Genomic DNA, 25,051 nt, shown 5'->3' with positions numbered 1-25,051 from the left:
GGCTGCGGGGCGTCTGTCCTTATAGTGGGCGTGCCGCAGGGGCGAAAGGGGCAGTTTCCGCCTGACAGGCGTCAAACCGCCGTTTCAATCGTTGAGATGGTTCAATCTTGCGCGCAGCGAGAGGCCATGCGCCTCAAGGCTTTCGGAGATGGCCAGCGTTTCGGCGGCGGGGCCAATGGCGCGCAGGGCTTCCGGTGTCATCCGGGCCAAGGTGGTGCGCTTCAGGAAATCCATCACCGACAGGCCGGATGAAAACCGGGCAGAGCGCGCTGTGGGCAGGACGTGGTTCGGCCCGCCGACATAATCGCCAATCGCCTCCGGCGTCCAAGCCCCGAGAAAGATCGCCCCGGCATGGGTGATCTGCGCGGACAGGGCGTCCGGGTCATCCACGCACAACTCCAGATGTTCAGGCGCGATACGGTTCGAGAGCGCAGCAGCCGTGCCCATGTCGGGCACCATGATGATCGCACCGAAATCACGCCAGCTCGCGCCCGCGATGGCGCGGCGCTCCAGCGTTTGCAGATGGCGGTCGATAGCGGCCCTGACCGCATCGGCCAAATCGGCATCGTCCGTGATCAGGATGGCCTGCGCGCTTTCGTCGTGTTCCGCCTGGCTCAGCATGTCGAGCGCGATCCAGTCGGGGTTCTGCCCTTTGTCCGCAATCACGAGGATTTCCGAGGGGCCAGCGATCATGTCGATGCCGACCTTGCCGAAAACCCGCCGCTTGGCGGCGGCGACAAAGGCATTGCCGGGGCCGGTGATCTTGTCCACTGGCGCAATCGTTTCTGTGCCATAGGCAAGTGCTGCAATCGCCTGCGCGCCGCCGATGCGATAGATTTCATCCACGCCCGCGATCTGCGCCGCCAACAGCACCAGCGGATTGGCCTTGCCATCCGGCGTGGGCACGACGATGGCCAAACGGTCCACCCCAGCCACCTTGGCGGGAATGGCATTCATCAGCACGGAGGAGGGGTAAGAGGCAAGACCTCCGGGCACATAGAGTCCCGCCGCCGAAACCGGCGTCCAACGCCAGCCAAGCATCGCGCCGCTCTCTTCGGTCCAGCTTAAATCTTCGGGCATTTGGCGCGCGTGATAGGCGCGAATGCGTTCGGCCGCCAGCTCGAGGGCTGCACGCTCCGCCGGGGATACCTCGGCGATCAGCGAGGCGATCTCTTGCGGCGAAAACCGTAGCCTTTCTGGCGTCAGCGCGACACGGTCAAACCGCTCGGTCAGGGCGATCACCGCCGCGTCGCCCCGCTGCCGCACATCGGCGATGATCCCCGCGACGATATCGTCCACATCGGGGCTATCCTCGCGCTTTGCGCTCAGCAACTCGGTAAAGCGGGTCTCGAAATCGGGCGCAGTGGCGTCAAGCGTGATCGGCATGGGTGTTCCTTTCGCCGGGGCACATAGCGGCGAGTGGCCTCTGTCTCAAGCCCCGGTCTTCTTCTTGGTCCAAATACTCATAATCTGCGCCGCTCCGGGGCGCTCAGCCCTCGTGATGTGGCACCTTGCCCGAAGGCGCGCGGTAAGGTCGTGTCACATCCTTGAGTGTGACCTCAATCGCCTCGACCTCCAGCCGAAGCGCGCCGTCGCCCGCCAGCGTCAAGAGCACATGGCCCGCGCCATCTGCCCCCGACTCAAACGTAATCGCAAGTATCGACAGGATCGTGTCTTGGTCGCTCCGGTCGATGCCTTGGCTCGCGACGCGCAGCACATTGTCGACCACCAAGAGCGATTGCACCCGTTCCGGCCCATGCCGTTCGCGGCCCTGATCCTCCCAGCGAAAGCGGTTGAGCAGCAGGCCAAACCGGCGCTTGGCCGGTTGCCAGGTCATTTCGGTGATCGGAAACACCGCATCCTGCGCCAGGGACGAAATGATCTGGAGATCCTCCGCCTCCATTGCACCGAGGTTGAGCGGTGCTTCTCGCCCGTCTTCGAATTTGGCGTCTTCGGTCATTTGCCGCTGATCCTTTCGATCTTGGCCCCGACATTGCCCAGCTTTTCCTCGACCCGCTCATAGCCGCGATCCAGATGATAAACCCGGTTGACGATGGTTTCCCCCTCTGCCGCCAGCCCCGCAAGGATGAGCGAGACCGAAGCCCGCAGATCGGTGGCCATGACCGGCGCACCTTTGAGGTGGTCGACGCCGGTTACGGTGGCGGTGCCGCCGTGCACATCAATCTTGGCTCCCATCCGCATCAGTTCCGGTGCGTGCATGAAGCGGTTTTCAAAGATACGCTCTTCCAGCACCGCGGTGCCCTCGGCAGTGCACATCAACGCCATCATCTGCGCTTGTAGATCGGTCGGGAAGCCGGGGAAGGGCTCTGTCACCACATCTACGGCGCGCACCTGGCCATTCTTGCGGCTGACCTTGAGGCCTGCGTCCGTTTCGATCACGCTCACGCCCGCCTCTTCCAGCTTGTCGCAGAAGGCCCCAACGAGATCGCGCCGCCCGCCAAGACATTCCACCTCGCCGCCGCAGATGGCCGGGGCGAGCATATAGGTCCCAAGCTCGATCCGGTCGACCACCACGGGATGGGTGGCCCCGCCCAACCGATCTACGCCTTGAATGGTGATCGTGCTGGTGCCTTCACCTTCGATCTGCGCACCCATGCGACGCAAACACTGGGCCAGATCGACGATCTCAGGTTCGCGCGCGGCATTCTTGAGCACGGTCGTGCCCTTGGCCAGCGTCGCTGCCATCAGCGCATTTTCCGTTGCCCCGACCGACACGATCGGAAATTCGAAGGTGCCCCCTTTGAGGCCGCCGGGAGCCTTGGCATGCACATAGCCATCGCGCAGGTCGAGTTCTGCCCCCATGGCCTCCAACGCTCGCAAATGCAGATCAACGGGCCGCGCACCAATCGCACAGCCGCCCGGCAGCGAAACCACCGCATGCCCGTCGCGCGCCAGCATCGGCCCCAGAACGAGGATCGAGGCCCGCATCTTGCGCACAATGTCATAGTCCGCGACGTGGTTGTTGAGATTGTGAGACGACAGTGCCAGCACTTGGCCGCCCTGCATCTGAACCACCTCGGCCCCCAGCGATTGCAGGAGCGTTGTCATTGTCTTGATGTCCGACAGGCGCGGCGCGTTGGTCAGGGTCAGCGGCTCATCGCTCAGCAATGTGGCGGGCATCAGCGTCAGACAGGCATTCTTGGCCCCCGCGATCGGAATTTGCCCCTGAAGCGGGCCGTTGCCCGTGACGACGATCGAATCCATCTGCTCTACCCTTTATCCTTTGTACCGGCCGGCTTTGGCGCGGACAGACCGTCCGACTTGGCGCGCATCTGCGCCTTACGCCGTGCGAGATTGGCCTTCAACGCCGATTTCAGCCTGTCCTCGCGGCTTTGGCCCTGTTTCGCGGCTTTGTCCGGTGTTTGTTTTTTGCTCATGGACCCTCTCTTACAGGAGGTGCGAAAAACCGTCCAGTTACCCCTTGCGCCATCTGCGATTAGCGTCTAATCAGCGCGCCACACGTGCTGCTGTAGCTCAGTGGTAGAGCGCGTCATTGGTAATGACGAGGTCGGGAGTTCAATCCTCCCCAGCAGCACCAGTCCTCCCCTTCGCACGTCCAACCCTATAACAAGACCATTGCGGGCCCGCGTCGGACCGCTAGGCTGTGCGCATAAGGAGAGGAGATGGCGATGATCAGGGTCAATCCCGAGCGGTTTCTCAAGGATCTGCACCATTTGCGCAGCTTCGGTGCGGCGGGCGTAGGCAAGGGCGTGGTGCGCCCGGCCTTCAGCCCCTCTGATATCGAGGCGCGGCAATGGTTGGCGGCTCAGATCGAGGCTGCGGGCCTGAGGCCGCATTTCGATCCCGTGGGCAATCTCTTTGGTCTGGCCGAGGGGCCATCGTTTTTGGTCGGCAGCCACAGCGACAGCCAGCCCGAGGGCGGTTGGCTCGATGGTGCGCTTGGTGTGATCGCCGGGCTCGAGATTGCCCGCGCAGGGCACGAGGCCGGTGGCCCGCCCGTGTCGGTCGTGTCCTTTCAGGATGAAGAGGGGCGGTTTGGCGTGACCACGGGCAGCGCCATCTGGGCGGGAAATTTGGCGCTGGACGCGGCGGATCGTCTGACCGACCGCGGCGGCATCAGCTTTGCCGAAGCGCGGCGCGTCGTGGCGCCAATGGCAGGGGATTTCGTCGACCCGTCCCGCTTTGTCGGGTTTCTCGAAATGCATATCGAGCAGGGGCCATGGCTCTTCGAGGCGGGCGAGGCGGTAGGGGTGGTTACGGATATCGTTGGCATTCGCGACATGCGGATCACCTTCGAGGGCGAACAGAACCATGCGGGCACCACCCCCATGCACCGCCGCCGTGATGCGTTTCAGGGGCTGGCGCGGTTCAACCTGCTGATCAATGAGCGGTTCCGTAACGTGGTGACTCCCTCAACGGTTTGGACCATCGGTCACGTCGCCCTGCATCCCGATGCACATTCCATCGTGCCGGGGCGGGTGGTCTTCTCGATGCAATGGCGGGATGGCATGGCGGACCGGTTGCACCGGATGGAGACGATTATCCGCGATACCGCCGAGGAAGTTGCACGCGAAGCGGGGCTCGACCTCAGCTATGGTGAGATGCTGGGGCTGGAGCCGGTGCCGATGGATGCCCACCTGCGCGCCGCGCTCTGTGCGAGTGCTGCGGCCGTGGCGCCCGGCCGCTGGCGCGAAATGCAGTCCGGTGCGCTCCATGATGCGACCAATGCCTCGCGGCTGATGCCTGCGGCGATGCTCTTTGTTCCCTCGATCAACGGGATCAGCCATGCCTTCGCCGAGGATACGGATGAGCGGGATCTGGTCACAGGCCTTGAGGTGCTTGCCGGGGCCGTTGCGCGGCTAGGAGGATGAGTGCATGCTGCGCCGCCGCGTGACAGATCAAGTATTTTCCGCAGGATGAATTGATCTGCATCATTGGCGAGTCGGTCGTCATGTTTTCATTTTAAAGAAGATCAGGGGTGTGGTGGTCAGCACAGAGGAGGCTTGAGAAAATGTGGTATGAATTGCGGGATCGCTCCCTGCCAAGTTCCGACGCCCGCACTGTCATGCCGCGTCCACCCGGAACAGTACGGGAATGGCGTCTTGCCGATTTGTGTACCGGATGCGGGGATTGCGTCGAAGTCTGTCCCAAAGCGATCGTCGTCCTTGATGACGAGCGTTTGCCGGTCGTGACCACGCTGGAGGTCTGCGGGCGATGCGGGCTTTGTGCGGATGTCTGCACCCGCGGTGCCATCGAATTGACGCGGGAAACCCGGCTCGGACTGGAACGCCTGCAAAAGGGCGATCTGCCAGAGCAACGCGCTGTTTGATGCTCTGATCCGGGGCGGGCGGCACGATTTGTCGCATTCAAGAGTCATCTTTCATCCCCATCTGACACTCATCAAGCCATGGAGTGAAAGATGAGACCCGAGAGGCAATTTCAGAGCGACGACACAGCGACGCTGGAGACGCACCATAGTCCGCGCGATATTCATGACCGGATCGCGCTGCGTATCGTGAAATTCATGCGGGTCTTTGCCGATGCGTTCTTTTCCAAGCGTTATGGACATCGAGCGGTTGTCTTGGAAACCGTGGCCGCCGTGCCGGGCATGGTGGGGGGGCTCCTGCAGCATCTCAAATCGGTGCGCCACATCCGCGAGGATCAGGGCTGGATCCGCGAGTTGCTGGACGAGGCTGAAAATGAGCGGATGCATCTGATGACCTTCGTCCACATCGCGCAGCCCTCGCGCGGTGAACGCTGGCTGATCATGATTGCGCAGGCGATTTTTTATAATGTGTTCTTCTTCACCTATCTCTTGGCCCCGCGCACGGCGCATCGCATCGTGGGTTATCTGGAAGAGGAAGCGGTGGTAAGCTACACGCAATATCTGGCCGAGATTGATGCAGGGCGGCAAGACAACGTGCCCGCGCCGCAAATCGCCATCGACTATTGGGCGCTGCCTTCAGAGGCGCGGTTGCGCGATGTGGTTATTGCGGTGCGTGCCGATGAGGCACATCACCGCGACACCAACCACGGCTTTGCCAATCAAATCATGGAGGGGCGGCACCCTTAAGGAGCTCTCAGCCCCAGCTTACATCCCCCAGAAAGATATACCCCGCGCCATAGATCGTCTTGATCAGGCGCGGGTTTTTTGGGTCTTCGCGCAGCTTGGTCCGCAGGCGCGAGATGCGCACGTCCATGGCGCGGTCAAAGCTTTCGCCCGCCGCCCCACCAAGCGTCTCTTGCATTGTCTGGCGGGAAATCAACCGTTTGGGCCGTTCGAGAAAGAGGCGCAGCACCTCACCCTCTGCATGGGAAAAGGGTGTTTCCGTTCCAGTCTCATCCTCGAGCATGTAGCGGTCGAAATGGGCGACCCAGCCGTTGAACCGCGCCACCTCGCCGGTTTGAGTGTTGGGTGCGCCCCGACGCAGCCGGGCGCGCACGCGGGCCACCACCTCGGCGGGATCAAACGGTTTGATGATGTAATCATCCGCCCCGAGCTCCAGCCCTGTCACCCGGTCCTGCACCTGCGCGCGCCCCGAAATGATGATCACCGTCGCCCCCTGTTCGAGGGCCAGGCGATGCACAAGGCTAAGCCCGTCCCGATCTGGCAGCGACAGATCGACTAGGCAGACATCGGGCGTGGTGCTGCGCAAGGCAGCCTCGAATTCCGTTGCGCGGCCAAAGGCCATGGTGCGAAATCCCGCCTCGGTCAGGGCCTGCGCCAGCATCGAGCGGATCGCCGGTTCATCGTCGAGAATGGCCACAAGCGGCGCCGTCATGGTTGCGCTCCGGTGTTAAGGGCCGCGTCAAGCTGCGCGGCGGTAAAAGGTTTGCGCAGTACTGGGGCAAGCTCTGCTGCTTGCCGGTGCAGCGGATCATCGGGTGGCAGCGAAGTCATCAGTACCAGCGCGCAACCGCCACGCCGGGGGAGTCGCGCCAGATCAATGCCGGTTCGTGTGCCTTCCAGCACAATATCCGATAACACGGCGGAGATTTCCGGCAGATCGGCGATCAGGCCGGCGGCTTCATCCACGCTGGCGGCCTCGATCACGCTATGCCCGGCACCACGCAGCATGTCGCGCAGGGTCGAGCGAAGGTCGGGGCTGTCTTCGACCAATAGGACAAGGCCCGGAGGTCGTGCTGCTGCTGCACGCCGCAGCGGCAGCCGCAGTGCCACGCGCCCGCCCGTGTCGGTATTGCCGATGAGGATTCGGCCGCCCGCCAGCTTGGTCATGTCATAAACCATCGGTAGGCCAAGCCCTGATCCCTCTCCGCCCTTGGTGGTGAAAAACGGATCAAGCGCGTGTTTGAGCGCCTCGGGGCTAAAGCCCGGGCCGGTATCATCGACTGCAATCTCGAGCCAGGTATCCTGCACTGGCTGAGCGGTCAGGGTGACCGTGCCGCTGCCCGCGCAGGCGTCGCGCGCGTTCAGAACAAGATTAAGCAGCGAATCCTGCAACATGCCGGGATCGAGCAGATAGCGATCCGTCAGGCCGTCGCAGACAATTCGCAACATGATTCCGGTGGGCAGGGCCGAACGCGCCAACGTGTCCAGATCGTCGAGAAAGGCGGCCAGATCGGTGGGCACGGGTTCATGCTCGCGCGGGCCGGTCATATCGGCGATACGGTTGAGCAGCCCACCACCCCGCCGTGCCGCCGAGAGTGTGGCATTGATCAATTCCTGCGCCTCGGGTTTCAGGCCCATGCGGCCAAGGCGCGACTGCATCCCAAGGATGATCGTCAGGAGGTTGGAGAAATCATGCGCCAGCCCCGAGGTCAGTTGTGCCGCCATTTCCCGACGCCGTGTCTGTTGCAGGGCCGCGCGGGTCTGACTTTCTTCGGTGATGTCCATCGACAGGATATAGACCCCGCCGCTGGTGTGATCCGGGGTCAGCGCCACCCGGATACGCCGCGAACTGGGCTCATGCGTGAATTCGAAAACCGAGGATTGCCCGGCATAGGCCTTGTCCAGTTCGGGACCTATAATCGACCATGGCTGTGGTCCGAGCACCTGCGCCGCGTGCACCCCGATCAGATCGGCGCGCGAGCCGGGCATGACCGAGGTCAGCCGCCGATTGGAATACGTGTAACAGCGGTCCGGGCCGACATGCGCGATATGGGCGGGCATCATCTCGGCGGTCATTCTGGTACGGGCCTCGGCCTCGGAAATCTGGCGCTTGGCCTCTTCGAGGGCCGTGATCGTGGCCTCCAACTGCCGGTTTGTGGCCGAGAGCTCTTCGGAATAGCCGACCAATTGATCGGATAACTCTTCTGAGCGCGCGCGCAACAGCGCTTCTTGCCGTTTGGCGCGGGTGATGTCGGTATAGACCGTGACCCATCCCCCCTGCGGCAGCGGTGTGCCCTCGACGCTGATGGTGCGGCCATTGGCGCGGGCGCGTTCCATGTAATGCGGCTCGAAGGCGCGGGCGATCTCGACGCGGGTGGCGACAAACCCCTCCACATCTCCTACATCGCCGTAATCGCCGCGCGTGGCCAGATAGCGGATCGTATCCGCGAAATCCGCCCCTGGTGTTACCAGAGCATCGGGCAGGGCGAACATTTCCTGAAACCGCCGGTTGCACACGGCCAGCCGCAAATCACGGTCATAAATGGTCAAAGCCTGCTGAATGAGGTTCAGCCCAGCCATGGTCATAGCGTCGTGATCTGCGCGGCTTGTGCCCATTACAGTCTCCTTCCGCGTCTTGGCTAACACCGGAAAACCGGTCCGCAAAGACCAATCGTGGCGCTGTTACAATTCGTAAGGATTGCGAAATGTTCAGGAAAAAGTTGACGGCGAGTGTGATTCTCGCACCCTCTAGGGGAAGAGGAATCGCCCAGAGGCGGTCGGATGTTCGCGAAGGCGGGCAAAGGGAGGATAGAACTTGGCACAGCCGTCACAGGCGACGGACGGAATGGATTCCGTTCCGGCGCTCTTGCAACGTAACGCCACGCGATTTGCCGACAGACCGGCCTATCGTGAAAAGGAATACGGCATTTGGCAATGCTGGACTTGGGCCGAGGCCGAGAAAGAGATCGAGGCACTTGCGCTTGGCCTTATCAACCTTGGCGTGAATGAGGGCGATTTTGTCGCCGTAATCGGCCGCAACCGGCCGCATTTTTATTGGTCCATGGTCGCTGCGCAATCGGTGGGCGCGATCCCCGTGCCACTCTATCAGGACGCCGCCGCCCCCGAGATGGCCTATGTGATGGAGCATTGCGGCGCGCGCTTTGCTATCGTTCAGGATCAAGAACAGGTCGACAAGCTGATTGAGGTGCAGGACGGTCTGCATCAGCTTGAGCATATCATCTATGTGGATCCGCGCGGATTGCGCAAATACGATCATCACAAGTTACACCGCTTTACCGACATTCAGGAACAGGGCCGCGCCGCCTATTACGAATGGATCGAAGATCTCAAGGTGCGGCGCGGGCGGCTGACCTATGATAGCGTTTGCGTCATGCTCTACACCTCTGGCACCACCGGCAAGCCCAAGGGCGTGGTCCTGTCCAACCGCAACATCATCGAGGCGTCGAAATCTTCGTCCGAGTTTGACAAGCTGACCAAGGATGAAGAGGTGCTGGCCTATCTACCGATGGCGTGGGTCGGCGATTTCATCTTTTCCATTGGACAGGCCTATTGGTGCGGTTTTTGCGTCAACTGCCCCGAAAGCCCCGAGACGATGCAGACCGACCTGCGTGAAATCGGACCCACCTATTTCTTTGCCCCGCCGCGTGTGTTCGAGACGCAATTGACCAACGTGATGATCCGGATGGAGGATGCGGGCCGCGTCAAGAAATGGCTCTTTGATCGTTTCATGGCGCATGCCCGCCGCGTTGGCCCTGCGATCCTAGATGGCAAGGCCGTGAGCGGGATGGACAAGCTGAAGTATGCGCTTGGCAATCTCTTCATCTATGGTCCGCTCAAGGATACGCTCGGCCTTGGCCGGGTTCGGGTGGGCTATACGGCGGGCGAGGCCATTGGGCCGGAAATTTTTGATTTCTATCGCTCGCTTGGCATCAACCTCAAACAACTCTACGGCCAGACCGAGGCCTCGGTGTTCATCACCCTCCAGCCCGATGGTGAAGTGCGCTCCGACACGGTTGGCGTCCCCGCGCCCGGCGTGGAAATCCGTATCAGCGACACTGGCGAGGTGTTCTACCGCTCGGCGGGCACCTTCGAATATTACTACAAGAACCCCGAAAGCACGGCCTCGACCAAGGACCCCGAAGGCTGGGTCGCCACGGGCGATGCGGGCTTTTTCGAGGAAGGCAGCGGACATCTACGGATCATCGACCGCGCCAAGGACGTGGGCAAGATGGCCGATGGCCGTATGTTTGCGCCCAAATATGTGGAAAACAAGCTCAAGTTCTATCCCAACATTCTGGAGGCGGTCGTCTTTGGTAACGGGCGCAACGCCTGCACCGCCTTTATCAATATCGACCTGACAGCGGTGGGTAACTGGGCCGAGCGGAACAATATCGGCTATGCCTCGTATCAGGAACTTGCCGGGCACCCGAAGGTGCTTGAGACGATCAGGGGCCACGTCGCAGAGGTCAATCGCAGCCTTGCCGACGATCCGATGCTGTCGCATTGCCAGGTGCATCGGTTCCTTGTGTTGCACAAGGAACTGGATGCCGATGACGGCGAGATGACCCGCACCCGCAAGGTGCGGCGCGGTGTGATTTCGGAGAAATTCGAGGATCTTCTGGGCGCGCTCTACGACGGATCTGAGGAGATCTTCACCACGACCGAGGTCACCTACGAGGACGGTCGCAAGGGCAGCATCTCGGCCACGCTCAAGATCATCGACGCCGAGGTGGTGCCGGTTGAAGCGCCCCGGAAGGAGGCGGCGGAATGACCTACGCGGCTCTTGTGACACTCGCGCTGGGGGGGATGCTGACAAGCGCAGGACTGGCCAGTGATCAGGAACCTCCAGTCATGGCGCAGTTTCTTGAGACGTGCCTGCCTCATGTCGAGGCCGAGACAAACATGCCGGAGGGGCAAGAGCTGATCAGCGACACGCATATCCTGCGCTGGCACATGATGAAAACCGGATGGCAAAGCTGCATCGTCGATTTCCGTGAGGACTACAGTCTGCCCGACAACCGTCGGAAGGAAGAGATGACCCACCGCCGGGACGTTGCCCAGACCATGCTCTCCGCCGCGCCTTTGCTTGTCGAGGACATGCGGGCACGAGGCTATGAGGTCTGCTTTGATCAAGCCACGCAAGAGAACGAGATCAATATCGGATTGAGAAAGCCGCTCTCTGACGGTCGCGCTGTATCCGCGTTGATCTGGATGCTTCCCGATTATCCGATCGCCGTGATGAACGCGGGCATCCTGTCGAAGGAACAAGTCAAGACGCAATCCTGCCAGCCGGAGCTTTCGTGATGCTTGATCAAACACAAGGATACACCACCGAGGATGGTCGCAAGATCGGCGGCGTGGTGATGGAGATGAAGAACATCACCCTGCGGTTCGGCGGTGTGGTGGCGATCAAGGACATCAGCTTTGACATCCGTCAGGGCGAAATCCGCGCCATCATCGGGCCGAACGGGGCTGGTAAATCCTCGATGCTGAACGTGATAAGCGGCTTTTATCACCCGCAAGAGGGTGAGGTCTGGTATCAGGGCGCGCGGCGCCCACCGATGAAGCCCTATCAGGTGGCACAGCAAGGCATTGCGCGCACATTCCAGAACATCGCGCTCTTTGAAGGCATGACCGTGCTCGACAACGTGATGACGGGCCGCATTCGAGAGATGAAAGCGGGGCTATTTGCGCAAGCGATCTGGAAGGGCCGGGCCGAGCGAGAAGAGGTTGCCAACCGTGAAGTCGTTGAAAAGGTTATCGACTTTCTTGAAATCCAACATATCCGCAAGACCCCGGTGGGCCGTTTGCCCTATGGTCTGAAAAAGCGGGTGGAACTGGCGCGCGCGCTTGCGGCAGAGCCGTCGATCCTTCTGCTAGATGAGCCGATGGCGGGTATGAACGTCGAAGAAAAAGAGGATATGAGCCGCTTCATCCTCGACGTGAATGACGAATTCGGCACCACGATTGCCCTGATCGAGCATGACATGGGCGTGGTCATGGACCTGAGTGACCGGGTGGTCGTGATGGATTATGGCAAGAAAATCGGCGACGGCACCCCCGACGAAGTGCGCAACAATCAAGACGTGATCGACGCCTATCTGGGGGTGGCGCATGATTAATTTTTTTACGTCGGTGAAACGCCGGTATCACGTCGGTATGCCTGTAATACCGCAAAGCAACGCCAAAAACGGAGGCATCAGCCATGCCTGATCAGTTGATTTTCGGGATGGAGGTCGTTTTGAACGGCCTCATGGCCGGGGTGCTCTATGCGCTGGTCGCTCTTGGCTTTGTGCTCATCTACAAGGCCTCGGGCATTTTCAACTATGCCCAAGGGGTGATGGCGCTCTTTGCGGCCATGACATTGGTGGGGATCATGGAGGGCCGGGTGCCGTTCAGCCACCTCATCAACGCGATTTTCGGCACGGAGATTCACCACTTCGGCTGGCACCTGCCGGGCCTGGCGGCGATCCTGCTGACCATGCTCATCATGGTGGCGCTCGCCTGGATCGTGAACCAGCTCATCTTCCGGCATCTGGTCAATCAAGAGCCGATCATTCTTTTCATGGCGACGATTGGTCTGGCCTATTTCCTCGAAGGGTTCGGGGACATGATGTGGGGCAGCGACATCAAGAAGCTGGACGTGGGTCTTCCGCAGGGTATCAACCTGATGATCGACGAAACCACGTTCAACATTTTCGGCTACGGGTTCTTCATCGACAATCTAGATCTTGTGGCAACAGGTGTTGCGGCCCTTTTGGTGATCGCGCTGGTTATCTTCGCGCAGTATTCCAAACAGGGCCGGGCCATGCGCGCGGTGGCGGATGACCATCAGGCGGCGCTTTCGGTCGGTATTTCACTCAACTTCATCTGGGTCATGGTCTGGTCGCTGGCAGGCTTTGTGGCACTAGTGGCAGGGATCATGTGGGGCACCAAATCGGGCGTGCAGTTCTCGCTGTCCCTGATTGCACTCAAGGCGCTGCCGGTGCTGATGTTGGGTGGCTTTACCTCGATCCCCGGCGCTATCGTCGGCGGTCTGATCATCGGAGTGGGTGAAAAGCTCTTTGAATTCACCGTCGGTCCGCTGGTGGGCGGGGCAACCGAAAACTGGTTCGCCTATGTCCTAGCGCTCATTTTCCTCGTGTTCCGGCCACAGGGCCTGTTCGGCGAGAAGATCATCGAGAGGGTGTGAGACCATGCAAAAGCTGATTGCCATCGTCAATGTGATCGCCTGGGCCGGGTTCTGGTCGTTTGGTTACCTTGCCCTCTCGGCACGGGTGGAAAACACCGCGCAAATGGTCACGGCGGCGGTTCTTGCGGCCATGGGCGCGGGCGTGGGCATGCTCGCCTATCTCTGGCTGGTGCGTCACACCGAGGCGACGGGCTATGCCAAGCCGGCAAATCGCGCGATCAAGCCGGACGATGAAATTCATGGGGAGGTTCTCTAAATGTTTTACCGGGAAGCAGGGGATTTCAAGACCTCCTACGAGCAGGACAGCCAGACCTTTCCGATCAAGTTCGACCGCTATCGCTATTACGCGGTTCTGGTCGCAGCCTTTGCGGTGGTGCCGTTCGTGATCAACGATTACTGGGTCAACGCGGTCTTTCTGCCGTTCCTGATTTATTCAATCGCGGCAATCGGCCTCAATATCCTTGTGGGTTATTGTGGTCAGGTGTCACTTGGGACGGGCGGGTTCATGGCGGTGGGGGCCTATGCCAGCTACAAGCTGATGACGGCCTTTCCCGAGGTCAGCATATTTTTCCACATCATCCTTGCGGGTGGCGTGACATCAATCGTCTGTGTTCTCTTTGGGTTGCCCTCTTTGCGGATCAAGGGATTTTACCTTGCAGTGGCGACGCTGGCGGCGCAGTTCTTTCTGGTGTGGCTCTTTAACCGCGTAGGCTGGTTTTATAACTACTCCGCCTCTGGCCAGATTACTGCGCCGGAGCGTTCGGTTTTGGGCATTGCTGTGACGGGTGCCAATAATCCGCCGTGGTCTGCCTATCTCTTTTGTCTCGTGTTTACAGTTGCCGCGGCGATCATCGCGCGCAACCTGACGCGCGGCATGGCGGGGCGCAAATGGATGGCCATTCGCGATATGGACATCGCAGCCGAGATCATCGGGGTGAATCCGCTCAAGGCGAAGCTCACTGCTTTTGCGGTTTCGGGTTTTTTCGTGGGGATTTCCGGCGCGCTGTTCTTTGCGGTCTATCTGGGCGCGGTCGAAGTGGGCGAGGCGTTTGGCATCAACAAGTCGTTTCTCGTGCTCTTCATGGTGATCATCGGCGGGCTTGGATCGATCTTTGGCAGCTTTGCAGGGGCGGCGTTTCTGGTGCTGTTGCCTGTGTTGCTCAAGAATACACTCGTGGGCGGTTTGGGTTGGCCCACGGATCTTGCGGCGCATCTGGAGTTCATCATCGTGGGCGCGTTGATCATCATTTTCCTGATCGCCGAGCCACACGGTCTGGCGCAGCTTTGGCGCGTGGCCAAGGAGAAACTGAGACTTTGGCCCTTCCCGCATTGAGCGGCGGGTCAATCGGGGGGCAGACGCCCTGCCGGAGGAGATTGGGCGCAAGATGTCGCGTCCAAGACGAAACATCGGAAAAACCAAGGGAGGAATAAACCGATGAAACAAAGACTGATGACGGCGCTGGCCGCGGCCATGCTGGTCGCAAGCCCGGCCTTGGCCGAATTGACGATCGTCGATACCAGCTATCGCACCGGGCCATATGGCGCGAATGGCATCCCGTTCTCGGACGGCTACCAGGATTACTTTACCCTTCTGAACGAGCGCGATGGCGGCATCGGTGGGGAAAAGATCAACCTCGTGGAATGCGAGACCGGCTATAACACCGAAAAGGGTGTGGAGTGCTACGAGGCCACCAAGGCTGCGGGCAATGGTGCGCTGATCTATCAACCGCTCAGCACCGGGATCACCTATCAGCTGATTCCCAAGGTATCGGCGGACGGGATCCCGCTCCATACCATGGGTTACGGGCGCACCTCGGCCAAGAATGGCGAAGTGTTCAAATGGGTGTTCAACTATCCCGCCAACTACTGGGATGGGGCGAGCCACGCCATTACTCATATCCTTGATCTCAATGGCGGTGACATCAACGGCAAGAAAATCTCGCTCGTCTATCACAACTCGGCCTATGGCAAGGAGCCGATCCGCACGCTGGAAGAGCTGAGCAAGAAGCATGGGTTCGAATTGATCCTGCTGCCGGTTGATCATCCGGGCCAAGAGCAGAAATCGCAGTGGCTTCAAATCCGTCGCGACCGCCCTGACTACGTGCTGATGTGGGGCTGGGGCGTGATGAACCAGGTTGCCATTCAAGAGGCGGTGAACATCCGTTTCCCGATGGAGAACTTCATCGGCATCTGGTGGTCGGGTTCCGAGAATGACGTCAAGCCCGCAGGTGACGCGGCCAATGGCTACAAGGCGCTGACCTTCCACAATCTTGGTGACGAGTATCCGCTCTATGACGACATGCGTAAATACGTCGTCGATGCCGGCAAGGCGGCAGGTGCAGGCGATCAGGTGGGCAGCGTGCTCTATAACCGGGGCATGTATGCTGCGATGCTGGCTGCCGAGGCGATCAAGACCGCGCAGGAAATGCACGGTGTGAGCGTGATCAATGCTGCTCAGATGCGTGACGGCATGGAAAACCTCGAAATGACCGAGGCAAAGATGGCAGAACTCGGCCTGCCCAACTTTGGCCCCGAGTTCAAGGTCACCTGCCAGAACCACGGCGGCAACGGCTATGGCGCCGTGTCGCAATGGGATGCGGCTGCGGGCGAGTTCAAGTTGATCACCGACTATTTCCAGTCGGATCAAGAGATCATCTCGGCGCTCGTCACAGAAGATAGCGCAGCCTTTGCCGCTGAAAGCGGCATCACGCCCGGCTGCTGAGGAAACGGTCGTCCCGGCCCCGAGCCGGGACCTCCTTGCCACGGGGCGTGGCGGCATGACGCCGCGCCCACAAAAGCCGAGATATCCGGGATCAAGTCCGGGATGACATGGAGAAAGAGACGCAGATGCTGGACGCCACCCCACGCGACGAGACCCTGCTTGAGGTCAACAATATCGAAGTGATCTACAATCACGTCATTCTCGTCCTAAAGGGCGTCAGCCTAAACGTCCCCAAGGGCGGGATCACCGCGCTTCTTGGTGGTAATGGTGCCGGCAAGACGACGACGCTAAAGGCGATTTCCAATCTCTTGCGGTCCGAGAGGGGCGAAGTCACCAAGGGCACGATCACCTATCGCGGAGAGCGGGTGCAGGATCTGATGCCCTCGGACCTTGTGAAAAAGGGTGTCGTGCAGGTGATGGAGGGGCGGCATTGCTTCGAGCATCTGACGGTTGAGGAGAACCTTTTGACCGGGGCCTATACGCGAGGTGCCAGCCGGGGCGAGATCGACGCCGATTTGAACATGGTTTATGACTATTTCCCGCGCCTCAAGGAACGGCGCAAAAGCCAGGCGGGCTATACCTCGGGCGGTGAGCAGCAGATGTGCGCGATTGGCCGCGCCCTGATGAGCCGGCCGGAAACGATCCTTCTCGACGAGCCGTCGATGGGTCTGGCACCGCAACTGGTCGAACAGATTTTCAGCATCGTGAAATCCCTCAACGAAGAGCAGGGCTATACATTCCTGCTGGCCGAGCAGAATACCAACGTGGCGCTGCGGTTCGCGCATTACGGTTATATCCTCGAATCCGGGCGTGTGGTGATGGATGGCGACGCCCGCAGCCTGCGCGAGAACCCCGACGTCAAGGAATTCTACCTCGGTATGTCCGACGAAGGGCGCAAGAGCTTTCGCGATGTGCGCAGCTATCGGCGCCGGAAGCGTTGGTTGGCGTAAAGCCTTTCCCTTTGCAAGACACCGCCCCCGAGGATGATGGCATGACCCAGTATTTTGACCCGCTAGAAACCCGTAGCGCCGAGGCGCGCGCCGAGGCGCTCGCCCGCGCCCTGCCAGACCAGATCGGCCGTGCGCAGGCGCTGCCCGGCTACGACGGGGCCTTGGACCGGGTGGAGGCCGCTCAGATCACCCGGGTCGAGGATCTGGCGCGACTGCCGGTCCTGCGCAAATCCGATCTGGGTCGGGCACAGGGGGCGGCAGCACCCTTTGGCGGGCTGACAAGCCTGCCTGCCGCGGGGTTTGCCCATATCTTTCAATCCCCCGGCCCGATCTATGAGCCGGGCGGTGTCAGCCATGACTGGTGGCGAATGGGCCGTTTTCTGCATGCCTGCGGTGTTGGGCGGGGCGATATCGTGCAGAACTGTTTTGGCTATCACCTGACCCCTGCGGGCATGATCTTCGAGAATGGCGTGCGGGCCGTCGGGGCCGCGGTGCTGCCTGCCGGCACCGGCCAGACCGAGTTGCAGGCGCGCGCCGCGCATGATGTGGGCGTTACCGCCTATGCGGGCACGCCCGATTATCTCAAGGTCATTCTCGACAAGGCCGAAGAAATGGGGCTTTCCCTCAAGATCACAAAGGCCGCTGTCGGGGGTGGTGCGCTCTTTCCGTCGCTGCGCGCGGAATATGCGGCGCGGGGCATCGCCTGTCTGCAATGCTATGCTACCGCCGATCTGGGCAATATCGCCTACGAGAGTGCGGCGCAGGAGGGGATGATCGTGGACGAGGGCGTGATTGTCGAGATCGTGACCCCCGGCACCGGCAATCCGGTTGCCCCCGGCGAGGTGGGCGAAGTTGTGGTGACGACGCTCAACCCGGATTATCCGCTCATTCGCTTCGCCACTGGCGATCTGAGCGCGGTGATGGAGGGCGAAAGCCCCTGCGGCCGTACCAACCTGCGCATCAAGGGCTGGATGGGCCGCGCCGATCAGACGACTAAAATCAAGGGCATGTTCGTGCGCCCCGAACAGGTGGCTGCATTGGTCGCTCGGCATGAAACAATTGCGCGTGCCCGTGTCATCGCCAGCCGCGAGGGCGAGGCGGATGTGATGACCGTGCGCATCGAGGCGGCGGGTGGCGAGGCCGAGCATTTCGCGGGATCAGTGGTGGAGACCCTCAAGCTCAAGGGCCGGATCGAGATCGTGCCGCCGGGCAGCCTGCCCAATGACGGCAAGGTCATCGAGGATCTGCGCAGTTACGAGTGAGGGGGCCGAAATCTTGAAAAGATTTCGGAACGCGATCTTTGCAAGATCGCGTTCCCCCGCCTGTCGTCAGGAAAACCGGTTGGCGTCATAGGGCGCAAGGTCGATATTGGGGCGCTTGCCGCTTATCAGGTCGGCCACGATCCTGCCCGTCTTGGGCCCTGCGGTCAGGCCAATGTGCTGATGGCCAAAGGCCGCATGAACCCCCGTCTGCCCGACCTCGCCAATGAGCGGCAGGCTGTCGGGGGTGGAGGGGCGAAAGCCCATCCATTCCTCGACGCCCTCATAGGTCAGATTCGGAAAGACCTGCGCCACGCCGCGCCGGATCAGGTCAAGCGGCGCGCGCGAGGGTCCCTTGGTGATCCCGCCCAATTCCACCGTGCCCGCGCAGCGCAGTCCATGCGCCATCGGATTGACCGCGAATTTGCCGGTCGTGATCATCATCGGGTTGCGCGGCATCTGCGACGGCGCCGTAAAATGCAGATGATAGCCACGTTCAGCCTCAAGAGGCACCTTGAGGCCCAGTTTCCGCATCAATGGCTTGGACCATATCCCCGCCGCCAGCACCGCCGCATCGCAGGGCATCGTACAACGATCCGTCTCGACCGCGCTGATCCGCCCATCGGTGAGGGTGATGTCGCGCACCTCGGCCTGCACGTATTGCCCGCCCTCGTCCTGGAATACGGCGGCGAGATCGGCCATATAGGCACCGGGATTGAGGATATGGCCATGGCCCTTGAGCGTGGCAAGGCACTGTATTGTGGGGCCCAGAATCGGCTCTGCCTCTTGCACCGCGCCGCCCTCTAACAGCTCTGGCACATAGCCCGCTGCGCGTTTCAGCGCCCAGCCATAGGCATCGGCCTCGAAATCGGCGCGGCTCGCGTAGGCATAGCTGAAATCGCTGGAGGCCACCCATCTTTCCGCCCGCGTGCCCCGTGTCAGCGCAAGATGCTGATCGAGACTATCCGCGACAATGCCGGTGATCCCCGCCACCATCCGCCGCGTGTCGCGGTCATTGGCATTGGCCGCGAATTTCAGAAGCCACGGGATCAGGCGCGGGAAATAGGACCATTGCACGAAGAGCGGCTTGTTGGGGTTAAGGGCATATTTCAAACCCGTGGCCATCACTCCGGGTGTATTGACCGGCACGATGGCCCACTGCGCCAAAAGACCAGCATTGCCAAAGGAAGCCCCGGCACCCGGCCCATCCTTGTCCAGCAAGGTAACATCATGGCCTGCGCGGCGCAGCCAGATGGCCGCGCTCAACCCGCAGATACCCGCGCCGACGACAATGATCCTGCTCGACATGGCCTGCGCCCTCTCTGAAATGCGAGGTCACGTTGCGCAAAGCGGGCGCGGGATGCAAGGGGCATGATCAGCCCTTTTGGGGCTTTTCTCCGACCGGTCCACCGGCCGCCTGCCAGCCTTTGAACCCGTCGCTGATATGGCTCACGCCTTCCAGCCCCATGTCTTGCGCGGTGCGCGCTGACAAGGCCGAACGCCAGCCAGACGCGCAATAGAACACAAAGCGCTTGCCGCTCTGGAATTGCGGCTTGGCATAGGGGCTTTCGGGGTCGATCCAGAACTCCAGCATCCCGCGCGGACAGTGAAAGGCACCGGGGATCATGCCATCGCGCTCCAACTCGCGTGGGTCGCGCAGATCGACAAAGATCACGTCCTCGACCCCGTGAAGCGCCAGCAACTCTGCTGCGGGGGCATGGGGGACCACCGCGTTCGCCTCTGCCACCATATCCTTGATCCGTCTCACTCTATGTCCTCCTTCGCGTGCGTTGGGTATAGGCTATCCGTCCCGCAGGGCGAAGGAAAGCGGGCGCGCTTGACTTTGCGTGCGCCTTGGCTCAGGTCTGCGCGCAACGAAAGGCCGTTGGAGGGCCGGGGATGAGCGACACGGAAAAGAAAGCCAATCGGCAACAGGTCTATACGCTCTTGGTCGAAATCGGGCGCAAGAGCGGTGACGGCCTGCCCGACAAGGCCACCGGCGCGGCCCTGATGATCTATGCCTCGGGTGTGGATGAGGCTGAAGCCGTGCGTGAAACCGTGGCAATCCTGAAGCAGGCCGATTGCGCGCCGCTCGATGTGTCAGGCTATGGCACCTTGGCCGAGCGTGAGGCGGAAGGCCATGACATCTCGGATGAAGAGCGCGCCCTCATGCAGCGCGCCCTCGATGAGAATTCTGTGATCGTAGCGCAGATGACGCCGTTTTTCGACTAGTTGCGGCAGGGCTTGGCATGCGACCTAGCAGCGCAGCCCGGACTTTGTTCCCCAAGGTAAACTCTACCTAAGGTCGTTATGCATTTATGCTATAAGGATTGGGCGCAATCTATTGGGGTGCGATTGGGCGCATGCCTGTCCGGGGCGTGAGTGGGCGTCGAATATGGAATAAAATTCCGTTTCACACCGATCATTTGAAACGTATGAATGCACTGATTGAACCCTATCCCTACGGATCCATATCCTAGAACGCGAGATAGATGGCATGACCTGTGCTAGGGTTCGTTTTGCAAAGTGACGGAGAGGCAGCAGTACCTATGGGGCAACAGGCCACTATGAAAAGCCAGTTGGAGGCGGGTGCGCGCCGCCGCAAATTGTCCTTTGCCTTTGTCTGGCTCGGGCTTGCGTTCACCTCGGTTTGGATGGTGATCACCGGGCTTAGCGGCGAGTTGGAGGTTTTCCTCGTCGGCGCGCTCGCCTTTGGCGGTTTTGCCTTTGTGCGGCTGCTCAAGAACCGATTGCCTTTGGTCTGGGTCAATACCTGTTGGCTGACATCAACCAATGTTGCGATTTTCCTAGGGGCGTGTGTCGTGCATGTCGACGGGCATATCGACATCATGCTGGTCCCGATGGTGGGCTTTCCCTTTGCCGTTTTTTCTATCTACCGCGACAGGTTCTACATCGCGGCTATGGTGGCCTTGCCAATTATCCTGTGGTTCACATGGTTTGTGTTGCACGATGTCCAGACTCCGATCATCGACCAAGCCACGGCCATTCGGTATTACGCCCCTATGTCAGCCCTCACGGCGTTTAGTATCATTGTCTACCCGGTGTTCTATTTTGCGATTGTCTCAGCGCAGCATTCGACCGAGATCAAGCGCGCCCGTCAGGATGCCGAACAATCGAGCCGTGCCAAGACGGTCTTGCTGTCGGGGATCAGCCACGAGATGCGCACACCGCTAAATGCGGTTATCGGTCTTGCTGAACTCTTGCGAGAGGATGGCATGAAAAAGGGGGATGCGCAGCAGGCCGACTTTGCCGGTCGGATCATGCAATCCGGTGAGACGCTCTTGGCGACAGTGGAAAAGACCATGCATTTCGCGGATATCGCAGCGCGGCGCTCGGCTGTGACGCTGGTTCCGGTGCCTGTTGCGGATGTGGTTGAGCGGGTGGTTGAGACCTACCGTCCCGAAGCGACACAGCGTGGCATCACGCTTGTGGCAGAGGAAACCAGCACACTCGTTCTCGCGGATCCTACCTTGTTTCAGGAGGCATTGGAGCAACTCTTGGAAAACGGCGTGCGGTATTGCGGAACTGGCGGCTGTGTGACGGTCGCGGTCGCGGGTGAGCGGGCCGGGTATCATAGAATCACGGTCTCTGATAACGGGCCCGGTTTTGGGGCGGTCGATCCAGCACTGGCCTTTGCGCCCTTTGAGCGGTTAGCGCATGCGACAGGAACGACATTCGGCGCGGGTATGGGGCTGGCTATCGCACGAATCAAGGCCGAGGCGATGTCTGGCAGTGTGGGGATAGATTTTGACGTGCCAAGCGGCGCGCGGGTCTGGATCGAATTGCCCGCCTCCTTTGACGAGGCAACATCCCGAACAGCGCTCAGGCCGCGCGGTTCATCGCAAGCGTGATCGCCTCATAGGGTTTGAGTACCGGCCAGATTGGACGGGGGTGTTCCGGAAGGCGGGCGCGGTCGAACCCGGCCAGAACGCTGGCCCCCAATAGGTCAGGGTTGCGCCGGAGCCGCCCGATATAGAGGCTCTCGGTGCGTGTGCCTGCCACGATGATCTCTTCGTGGGCGGGCAGCAGCAGGTGATGATAGCTGACAATATCGGAGGTCTGGGCGTAGAGCGCCGAGAATCCGTTGATCAGGTGCCGAGCCGGAACCAGAACGGCCTCGCATCCAAACAGGTATTCCACCTCAGAGCCACGGATCACCAGCCTTTGCTGCGGCGAGACGACGACATCTCGGCGAAGGCCGAAATAGGGTGCACGCAGGCGAACCGGCCGAAAGCTGCCCATGGCGGGCACTCGCCGCGTGACGGTTTGCAGCACCGGCACGATCTGTCCCTCGTCGGTATCCACGAGATGCCCGCGTTTGAGTTGACCCACAGGCATATAGCCGCTTGGGGTGCAGACCGGGACGTTCGTTGTCAGTCCGGGCATTGGGCCGATGGGTTCAATCCGGCTCGACAGAGCAACAAAGATCACGTCCGGGTCGATCTGGCGTTGTCTTGGATCGGTCAGCAAAGTGCGCAGATCTGCCAGCGGCATCGGATGCGGTGGCGGCAATGCAATGCTGTGGACGCGGTCCATCTCTGGCCGCTCGAGTGAGAGCCGTCCCCAACGGGCAGGCGCGTCCCAAGAGTAGGTTAGACGCAAGGTATCCGTGCGATCGTCGGCGCGGTAGGGTAGGGTGGCATGGCGTACATCCCCGGCCTGTGTCTCGATCAAGACGATCCCGCCCCCCGGAAGCGCCTGTATCGAAAAGCCGCCGCTCCACGGGTGACTACGGCTGAAGGCCACCAAGGTTTGCGGCCGTCCTTCAGACGAGAGCCGGGTTTCAATCATCAAAGTGCCGCGTGTCAACAAGGCGTTGGCATCGGGTGGGGGCGTTCCGTCTTGTTGCCGATCAAGACCGTGCAGGGCAAATCGCCCACCCGACTGATCGGAGATTCCGATCCACCCCATCGGTCAGGCCGCCACGCCCTGCGCCACCAAGAGACGCGCCTCGTAACTCTTGAGCGTGCGACGTACGGCAGGACTATAGCCTGCGCCGGTCTGAGGGTCGATTTCCGGGAAAAGCGTGCAAATCTCTGCGACAATCTCGGACTCAAAGCTTCGGGTGGTTTGCGGCCCGGGCAAGAAGCTCTCGGTGGCCAACCCTTCGGAAAAGACCACTTGATGCCGGTCAAAAAGGATGTGGACATAGTCCACCATACCCCCCTCGATACGCCGGACGGATCGGTCATTGACCAGATCACGCGCGGCAATCAGCACTTCGCGTTCGCCAAAGAGCAACTCTGCCAGAGAATCGCGGATCAGCACCCGGTGCAGAGGTGAGAGCAACAGCGCACGGTGCCGTCCAAACGTATTGGCCGCGATCTGGATCGGGGCAAAATCTCCGATGGCCGCAACCCGTCGATGCCCGATCCAGCGCAGGGGCTGCGCGCCGTCATCCTGTGTCATTACCAGGTCGCCCGGGCGTAGCATATCCACGGGCACTTCGCCCTCGGGCGTTCGGATCAGCGTGCCTGCCACAAAGCAGGGCACCGAATTGACGGTGACAAAGCCTACATCGGTCTGGCCCGTGCTGCTCTGGACCTCGTAGGTGAAGTTGAACACTTCGGTGTCGCCATCACCGATCACCTCAATGGTGCCGTCTGCGTTCAGCTGGATTTGCTGACCGGAATTGAGCGTGACGATGTCGCCGGCCGACACAGCCTTGCCGTTGATATGGGTAATCGTCAGCGTGCCTGCGGTGTTGTTGACGTCGTTGCCGAGCAGGTCGAGGATGCGGGTGCCTTCGGGAAAGAGCGTGGTCGTGTCATCCATCGCAACAAGCGTGGTTTGCACGCTGTCGGCCGCAATCAGAACGGTCGAGTCGTAGTTGGCATCCGTCACGTCCGCGATACCGATGCGGATGGAATTCACCTCGCCAGAGTTGACCGGTATGGTCAGGGTCATGGTCAAGGTAAACCCGTCCATCTCGGTGTTGAACTGGTCTTGGGTGTTGTCGATGAAAAGGTTGCTGTTGGACCCGGCGTTGAGGTTATTGGGGTCGATGTCGCCGTCCCCAACGCTAAGCGGCACAAGGTTGCCATTAATCCAGACGCCAAAGAAATCCTGGAACGCGCCCACGGCGAATTCCGGATATTCCTCGGAGGCGAAGACGAATTGCATCGTCATCACATCGCCGGTGGGGATGAAATCGACATCGAGGAAAGACGCGTCAAAGGTCTGCGCACCCGCGGCGGCGTTGAAATCCGCCACGCCATTCGGACCGCTTGAAGTGGTTGTTGTGCTGGCGCTCTCGTTCGATTGGAAGAAGTTGTTGTTGGTGAAGCCGCGCAAATCGCCGGTCGAGAACATGACGCCCGTATCGCTGGGCGTGACACCGGGCGATATGGCATTGCCGTTGCTATAGATGCCCGATGAGTCGCGGTCGCCTGTATAAGAGGCGTTGATCACCTGTGTGCCATCACCAAAGATCGTCTGCGCCATCTGGATCGCGGATGCGTTCCGATTAATCGGAATTTCGACGCCTGCCACCATGTCTTTGCCTGCCCCTTTTCAGAGGCAGCGTGCCAAGCTCACGCACGACCCGTGCGGGCCGCCCGATCCGGGTGCAATAGCGCATGGTACTGCCTGCGATGCGCCTTGCTGCTCGAATGTCGCGGACCAGTCTGTCCTTTACGGATCTGGCGGCCCTGACGTGGTTTGATCACCCTGCCTCGGGTTTTATTATATCCTTTTGGATAGCAAACAATTTCCGCGTTGTTAAGGTTTATTCGCTTTGGCCCTCCAAGCGCAGGCGCGCTGTGGCAAAGACGCCGTATGCCATGTGTTGTATTTCGCCCGGTTTGCCTTTGCCTGCGATCCGCGCTAGGCCTC

The 25,051-nt window shown here is 60.7% G+C and carries 24 protein-coding genes and 1 tRNA gene; 15 read left to right on the top strand and 10 right to left on the bottom strand.

From position 1 onward, the window contains the following. Positions 1-84: 84 nt before the first annotated feature. The 4 genes from hisD to AACZ65_RS00990 all read right to left on the bottom strand — a co-directional run bounded on the left by hisD (position 85) and on the right by AACZ65_RS00990 (position 3,398). Entirely contained in the window at positions 85-1,386 is a 1,302-nt protein-coding gene (gene hisD, locus AACZ65_RS01005) for a histidinol dehydrogenase (RefSeq protein ID WP_339667501.1), read from the bottom strand. Between the two features lie 103 nt (positions 1,387-1,489). After that, positions 1,490-1,960: a DUF2948 family protein gene (locus AACZ65_RS01000; protein ID WP_339667500.1), complete on the bottom strand. Its 471-nt coding sequence runs from the start codon at positions 1,958-1,960 to the stop codon at positions 1,490-1,492. After that, positions 1,957-3,225 carry a UDP-N-acetylglucosamine 1-carboxyvinyltransferase gene (gene murA / locus AACZ65_RS00995; RefSeq protein ID WP_339667499.1) on the bottom strand — a complete coding sequence of 423 codons (1,269 nt, stop codon included), beginning with the start codon at positions 3,223-3,225 and terminating at the stop codon, positions 1,957-1,959. Before murA ends, AACZ65_RS01000 begins: the two co-directional genes overlap by 4 nt. 5 nt (positions 3,226-3,230) lie before the next feature. Next, entirely contained in the window at positions 3,231-3,398 is a 168-nt protein-coding gene (locus tag AACZ65_RS00990) for a hypothetical protein (RefSeq protein ID WP_339667498.1), read from the bottom strand. A gap of 86 nt (positions 3,399-3,484) precedes the next feature. Between AACZ65_RS00990 and AACZ65_RS00985 the strand changes: the two genes are divergently transcribed. From AACZ65_RS00985 to AACZ65_RS00970, 4 genes are all read left to right on the top strand, one after another. Beyond that, a tRNA-Thr gene (locus tag AACZ65_RS00985) sits at positions 3,485-3,559 on the top strand. A gap of 91 nt (positions 3,560-3,650) precedes the next feature. Continuing rightward, positions 3,651-4,853: a hydantoinase/carbamoylase family amidase gene (locus tag AACZ65_RS00980; protein ID WP_339667629.1), complete on the top strand. Its 1,203-nt coding sequence runs from the start codon at positions 3,651-3,653 to the stop codon at positions 4,851-4,853. A gap of 140 nt (positions 4,854-4,993) precedes the next feature. Next, positions 4,994-5,311, top strand: coding sequence for a 4Fe-4S binding protein (locus AACZ65_RS00975; protein WP_339667497.1), 318 nt, complete (start codon positions 4,994-4,996; stop codon positions 5,309-5,311). Between the two features lie 90 nt (positions 5,312-5,401). Then, positions 5,402-6,055, top strand: a complete 654-nt coding sequence (locus tag AACZ65_RS00970) for an alternative oxidase (protein ID WP_339667496.1) — start codon at positions 5,402-5,404, stop codon at positions 6,053-6,055. 7 nt (positions 6,056-6,062) lie between these two features. Here the strand turns inward: AACZ65_RS00970 and AACZ65_RS00965 are convergent, their stop codons facing one another. Continuing rightward, positions 6,063-6,764: a response regulator transcription factor gene (locus AACZ65_RS00965; protein ID WP_339667495.1), complete on the bottom strand. Its 702-nt coding sequence runs from the start codon at positions 6,762-6,764 to the stop codon at positions 6,063-6,065. Beyond that, positions 6,761-8,668, bottom strand: coding sequence for a PAS-domain containing protein (locus tag AACZ65_RS00960; RefSeq protein ID WP_339667494.1), 1,908 nt, complete (start codon positions 8,666-8,668; stop codon positions 6,761-6,763). Before AACZ65_RS00960 ends, AACZ65_RS00965 begins: the two co-directional genes overlap by 4 nt. Before the next feature lie 229 nt (positions 8,669-8,897). On the opposite strand from AACZ65_RS00960, the gene AACZ65_RS00955 reads away from it, so the two are divergent. The 9 genes from AACZ65_RS00955 to AACZ65_RS00915 all read left to right on the top strand — a co-directional run bounded on the left by AACZ65_RS00955 (position 8,898) and on the right by AACZ65_RS00915 (position 18,199). Then, positions 8,898-10,844, top strand: a complete 1,947-nt coding sequence (locus AACZ65_RS00955) for an AMP-binding protein (RefSeq protein WP_339667493.1) — start codon at positions 8,898-8,900, stop codon at positions 10,842-10,844. Further along, positions 10,841-11,377, top strand: a complete 537-nt coding sequence (locus tag AACZ65_RS00950) for a hypothetical protein (protein WP_339667492.1) — start codon at positions 10,841-10,843, stop codon at positions 11,375-11,377. Before AACZ65_RS00955 ends, AACZ65_RS00950 begins: the two co-directional genes overlap by 4 nt. Continuing rightward, positions 11,377-12,195 carry an ABC transporter ATP-binding protein gene (locus tag AACZ65_RS00945; RefSeq protein ID WP_037275050.1) on the top strand — a complete coding sequence of 273 codons (819 nt, stop codon included), beginning with the start codon at positions 11,377-11,379 and terminating at the stop codon, positions 12,193-12,195. The genes AACZ65_RS00950 and AACZ65_RS00945 overlap by 1 nt, the downstream gene beginning before the upstream one ends. Before the next feature lie 83 nt (positions 12,196-12,278). After that, positions 12,279-13,265 (top strand): branched-chain amino acid ABC transporter permease, encoded by a 987-nt coding sequence (locus tag AACZ65_RS00940; protein WP_339667491.1) that lies wholly within the window; start codon positions 12,279-12,281, stop codon positions 13,263-13,265. A 4-nt stretch (positions 13,266-13,269) separates the two neighbouring features. Beyond that, positions 13,270-13,521 (top strand): hypothetical protein, encoded by a 252-nt coding sequence (locus AACZ65_RS00935; protein ID WP_339667490.1) that lies wholly within the window; start codon positions 13,270-13,272, stop codon positions 13,519-13,521. Next, positions 13,522-14,598 carry a branched-chain amino acid ABC transporter permease gene (locus tag AACZ65_RS00930; protein ID WP_339667489.1) on the top strand — a complete coding sequence of 359 codons (1,077 nt, stop codon included), beginning with the start codon at positions 13,522-13,524 and terminating at the stop codon, positions 14,596-14,598. Between the two features lie 102 nt (positions 14,599-14,700). Then, on the top strand, positions 14,701-15,987 hold the full coding sequence (locus AACZ65_RS00925; protein ID WP_339667488.1) for an ABC transporter substrate-binding protein: 1,287 nt from the start codon (positions 14,701-14,703) through the stop codon (positions 15,985-15,987). A 125-nt stretch (positions 15,988-16,112) separates the two neighbouring features. Beyond that, positions 16,113-16,937 carry an ABC transporter ATP-binding protein gene (locus AACZ65_RS00920; RefSeq protein ID WP_339667487.1) on the top strand — a complete coding sequence of 275 codons (825 nt, stop codon included), beginning with the start codon at positions 16,113-16,115 and terminating at the stop codon, positions 16,935-16,937. Positions 16,938-16,978: 41 nt separating this feature from the next. Then, positions 16,979-18,199 carry a phenylacetate--CoA ligase family protein gene (locus AACZ65_RS00915; protein ID WP_339667486.1) on the top strand — a complete coding sequence of 407 codons (1,221 nt, stop codon included), beginning with the start codon at positions 16,979-16,981 and terminating at the stop codon, positions 18,197-18,199. Positions 18,200-18,265: 66 nt separating this feature from the next. Here the strand turns inward: AACZ65_RS00915 and AACZ65_RS00910 are convergent, their stop codons facing one another. Then, positions 18,266-19,504 (bottom strand): FAD-dependent oxidoreductase, encoded by a 1,239-nt coding sequence (locus AACZ65_RS00910; RefSeq protein WP_339667485.1) that lies wholly within the window; start codon positions 19,502-19,504, stop codon positions 18,266-18,268. A 67-nt stretch (positions 19,505-19,571) separates the two neighbouring features. Then, positions 19,572-19,964 carry a rhodanese-like domain-containing protein gene (locus AACZ65_RS00905; protein ID WP_339667484.1) on the bottom strand — a complete coding sequence of 131 codons (393 nt, stop codon included), beginning with the start codon at positions 19,962-19,964 and terminating at the stop codon, positions 19,572-19,574. A 131-nt stretch (positions 19,965-20,095) separates the two neighbouring features. Between AACZ65_RS00905 and AACZ65_RS00900 the strand changes: the two genes are divergently transcribed. Both AACZ65_RS00900 and AACZ65_RS00895 read left to right on the top strand, forming a co-directional pair. After that, the gene (locus AACZ65_RS00900) at positions 20,096-20,428 is read left to right on the top strand and encodes a hypothetical protein (RefSeq protein ID WP_052115298.1); all 333 of its coding nucleotides are present in this window, start codon (positions 20,096-20,098) and stop codon (positions 20,426-20,428) included. A gap of 335 nt (positions 20,429-20,763) precedes the next feature. Next, positions 20,764-22,068, top strand: a complete 1,305-nt coding sequence (locus AACZ65_RS00895) for a HAMP domain-containing sensor histidine kinase (RefSeq protein WP_339667483.1) — start codon at positions 20,764-20,766, stop codon at positions 22,066-22,068. On the opposite strand, the gene AACZ65_RS00890 is transcribed toward AACZ65_RS00895, so the two are convergent. Beyond that, complete coding sequence (locus AACZ65_RS00890; RefSeq protein ID WP_339667482.1) at positions 22,040-23,128, bottom strand: Hint domain-containing protein; 1,089 nt, start codon at positions 23,126-23,128, stop codon at positions 22,040-22,042. The two genes, AACZ65_RS00895 and AACZ65_RS00890, sit on opposite strands and share 29 nt — an antisense overlap. Positions 23,129-23,131: 3 nt before the next feature. Continuing rightward, complete coding sequence (locus AACZ65_RS00885; RefSeq protein WP_339667481.1) at positions 23,132-24,712, bottom strand: Hint domain-containing protein; 1,581 nt, start codon at positions 24,710-24,712, stop codon at positions 23,132-23,134. Positions 24,713-25,051: the final 339 nt, after the last annotated feature.

Source organism: uncultured Roseovarius sp. (assembly GCF_963972555.1).
GTDB classification, from domain to species: Bacteria; Pseudomonadota; Alphaproteobacteria; order Rhodobacterales; family Rhodobacteraceae; genus Roseovarius; species Roseovarius mucosus.
Note: the sequence above shows the minus strand (reverse complement) of the source record. Positions and strands in the feature narration are given on the sequence as shown.